Here is a 2,951-nt window from a genome sequence, read left to right as displayed (position 1 = left end):
TCACGGAGTCGAGCTGTATGGCTCGCTGGCCAACATGGACGGGTGCAGGCTGGAATTCCTGCCCGACCTCGCCAAGAACCTCGACGACGCCGACCGCAGCTATGTCGGTATCCGCGACCAGATCGACAGCTACATCGCCCGGACCGGCATCGACGCGCCCGAAGAGCCCCCTTTCGTCAAGGTCTGGGAGCCGGAAGCCGAGCGCACGGAACTGGACATCAAGGAGGCCGGTATTGCGTCGGTCCTCTGGGCCATAGGGTTCCGTCCGGACTACTCTTGGATCCAAGTCGATGTCTTCGACGCGCGGGGCAAACCGAAGTTCCACCGCGGTGTCACGGATGTGCACGGTTTCCACTTCATCGGCCTGGGTTGGCTGAACACCTGGGGTTCGGGCCGGTGCCGGGGGATCGAGGAGGACAGCGCCTACCTTGCCGACCAGATCGCCGCGCAACTGAAGGATACCGGCAAGCGGGCGGTCGCCTGATGGCGGTCGTCGCCTTTGTGGCCCGCCCCGAGCCGGTCGAGATCTGCGCCGACCTGCAGCTTGGCATGGCGCAGCTGTCGCCGGACGGGCTGTCCGAGCAATGGGTCCTGCGCTTTTGCGGCGATCAGCATTGGGCACTGATCGCCAAGGCGCTTGGCCAGCGCGAGGCGGTGTTCCACGCGGCAGACGGGCGGCCGGTCTACGCTGCGTTCTGCGCCACGTCGCTGAGTTTGCAGCCGTCCGCGTCGTTGCTGGGGCGCGATGTAAAGGTGGCATCCGTGCTGTTCGCAGTGACCGAGACGCGCACCGGGTCGCGGCACCGGCTGCTGGTCGACGGCGCGGTGATTGCCGAATTGTCCATGATCTCGACCTTTGTCAGCCATGACACGCAGGGCTGCAACACGCGGATCTATCGCAACTCTGTCTTGGGCCAGATGCACCTGCCCCCGGCGGACCCGGCCCTGCTGGCGCTGGATCGACAGGCGCGGGAAAGGGCCCAAAGCCTGCGGGGAACCGTCGTGACGCGTGGGTCCGAGATCCATGTTGAACGGCCGGTGCCCGCGCTTGATTTCAACGCCGTAGGGCTGCTGTACTTCCCGGCCTTCTCGCGCATCGCAGAGACGGCCGCACATGCCCGGGAGGGGAGCCTTGGGCCGGTCCGGAAGCGCGACGTTGTCTACCTCGGCAACCTCAATCAGGGCGATACGGTCCATGTCTTCGGCCACGGCCAGAAGATGCTCATGACCCGCGGTGACGACACGCCGATAGCCGTGATCCGGACCGAGCGGGAAGACACCAGAGCCTGAACAATGCACGCCAACGGCGTGCCCTGCGGTCACTTCGCGTACGGACGCGTTACTGCAGCACGCCTGCCACCGCCTCTTCGGCGCGTTGGACTGATCGGTCCGGTGGGGCTCGCCGCCGCGGCCCGGCAGTCCTGTGGCCAGCCTAATCCGGTGATCCGTGCGATCCCACGATCAGGGCAGGCGTCGCGAACTGATAATCGAAGTGCCGCGCAACGTCGGATGGAACGACTGCCGGATGGAGGGTACCCGCTTGCGTCCCCGGGCCTCCACCAAGCGATCCGGCAAGCGACGGTGCGTTGCAGAGGTGCATTCACTTTCGGTGGTCAGCATTCCTACCGACATATATTGTATGCAGATGGATACATGGGTATCCATTGCCGTAGCCATAGACTCGGGAGGCCGGTTTGCGCATACATTTTCTGGATCACGCAATGCGTCGCCGGGCGCTGACCCTCGCCCTTGCGTCGCTTGGAACGGCGCTGTTCTGGCTGGGTGGCCTGCCTTTGCCGTTTCTCTTCGGCCCGATGGCCTTCTGCCTGGCTGGGGCACTGGCGCATCTGCCCCTGAAGGGGTTCGGGCAGGTCTCCGTGGCGGCCCGCACGATTCTCGGCGTTGCCGTCGGTGCCTCCATCACGCCGGACGTCATCGCCCAACTGCCCCGCATGGCTGTCTCCGTCGCCCTGATCCCGCTGTTCATTGCGGCGATCGCGCTGGTGGGGGTGCCGTTCTTTCGCAAGTTGTGGGGGTTCGACGGGCCCACCGCCTATTATGCCGCCATGCCGGGCGGCCTTCAGGACATGGTGATCTTTGGCACCGAGGCCGGGGCCAACCCGCGGGCGCTGTCACTCGTCCATGGCACGCGTGTGCTGATCATCGTGACGCTCGCCCCCTTCATCCTCGGTCATTTCTACGGCGTGGGTCTGACCAATCCCATAGGGGTGCCGGTTGCCGACCTGCCGGTGCATGAGCTGCTGATCATGGTCGCCGCAGCATGGATCGGCTGGAAGGGCGGGGAGCGTATCGGCCTTTTCGGCGCATCGATCCTTGGCCCGATGATCGTCACTGCGGTGCTGTCGCTGACAGACGTGATCCATGCCCGCCCCCCTGCCGAAGCGATCCTCCTTGCGCAGTTCTTCATCGGCTGCGGGATCGGGGTGCAGTTCCTAGGCGTCACATGGAAGGAACTGACCCGCGTGGTCGCGGCGGGCATCGCCTACGTCATGGTGCTGGCCGTGCTCGCGGCGGTCTTTTCCGGTGTCGTCACTTGGCTGGGACTGGGAGAGCCGGTTGCCGCTTTCCTTGCCTTCGCGCCCGGCGGTCAGGCCGAGATGACGGTGCTGGCCATCGTGACGGGCGCGGACCTCGGGTTTGTCATAACGCACCACCTGACGCGCATCGTCATCGTGATCGTCGGCGCGCCGGTGCTGGCCGCGATCATCGACCGAAGACGGAAGGATTGACCATATGGATCGGCGCGCCCGCGGCGTAGGCGTTCACCTGCGCGAAGATGTCGGCGAACTGCTTGTCGAACTCGTCCTCGGTGACAAAGCCGATATGCGGCGTGGCGATCAGGTTGGGATGCGACAGCAGCAGGTCATGCGCGTCGGTCAGCGGCTCGGTGTCGAAGACGTCGATGGCGGCCATGCCCGGGCGGCCCGCGT

3 protein-coding genes and 1 pseudogene are annotated in these 2,951 nt (G+C 65.4%); 3 read left to right on the top strand and 1 reads right to left on the bottom strand.

From position 1 onward, the window contains the following. From ACEQXV_RS06045 to ACEQXV_RS06035, 3 genes and pseudogenes are all read left to right on the top strand, one after another. Positions 1 to 484: pseudogene (locus ACEQXV_RS06045) on the top strand (FAD-dependent oxidoreductase); the annotation flags it as partial. Continuing rightward, a complete protein-coding gene (locus ACEQXV_RS06040) occupies positions 484 to 1,290 on the top strand; it encodes a Pnap_2097 family protein (protein WP_370268315.1) in 807 nt (268 codons plus the stop codon). The pseudogene ACEQXV_RS06045 and the gene ACEQXV_RS06040, both read left to right, overlap by 1 nt. 431 nt (positions 1,291 to 1,721) lie before the next feature. Next, a complete protein-coding gene (locus ACEQXV_RS06035) occupies positions 1,722 to 2,750 on the top strand; it encodes an AbrB family transcriptional regulator (protein ID WP_370268313.1) in 1,029 nt (342 codons plus the stop codon). Here ACEQXV_RS06035 and ACEQXV_RS06030 read toward each other — a convergent pair. Beyond that, the coding region (locus tag ACEQXV_RS06030; protein ID WP_370268312.1) for an NAD(P)-dependent oxidoreductase at positions 2,725 to 2,951 on the bottom strand (227 nt) is incomplete at its 5' end. The genes ACEQXV_RS06035 and ACEQXV_RS06030 overlap by 26 nt on opposite strands.

Origin of the sequence: Nioella sp. (genome assembly GCF_964229645.1) — a bacterium.
Classification (GTDB): domain Bacteria; phylum Pseudomonadota; class Alphaproteobacteria; order Rhodobacterales; family Rhodobacteraceae; genus Nioella.
This window is presented reverse-complemented; position numbering and strand designations above follow the sequence as displayed.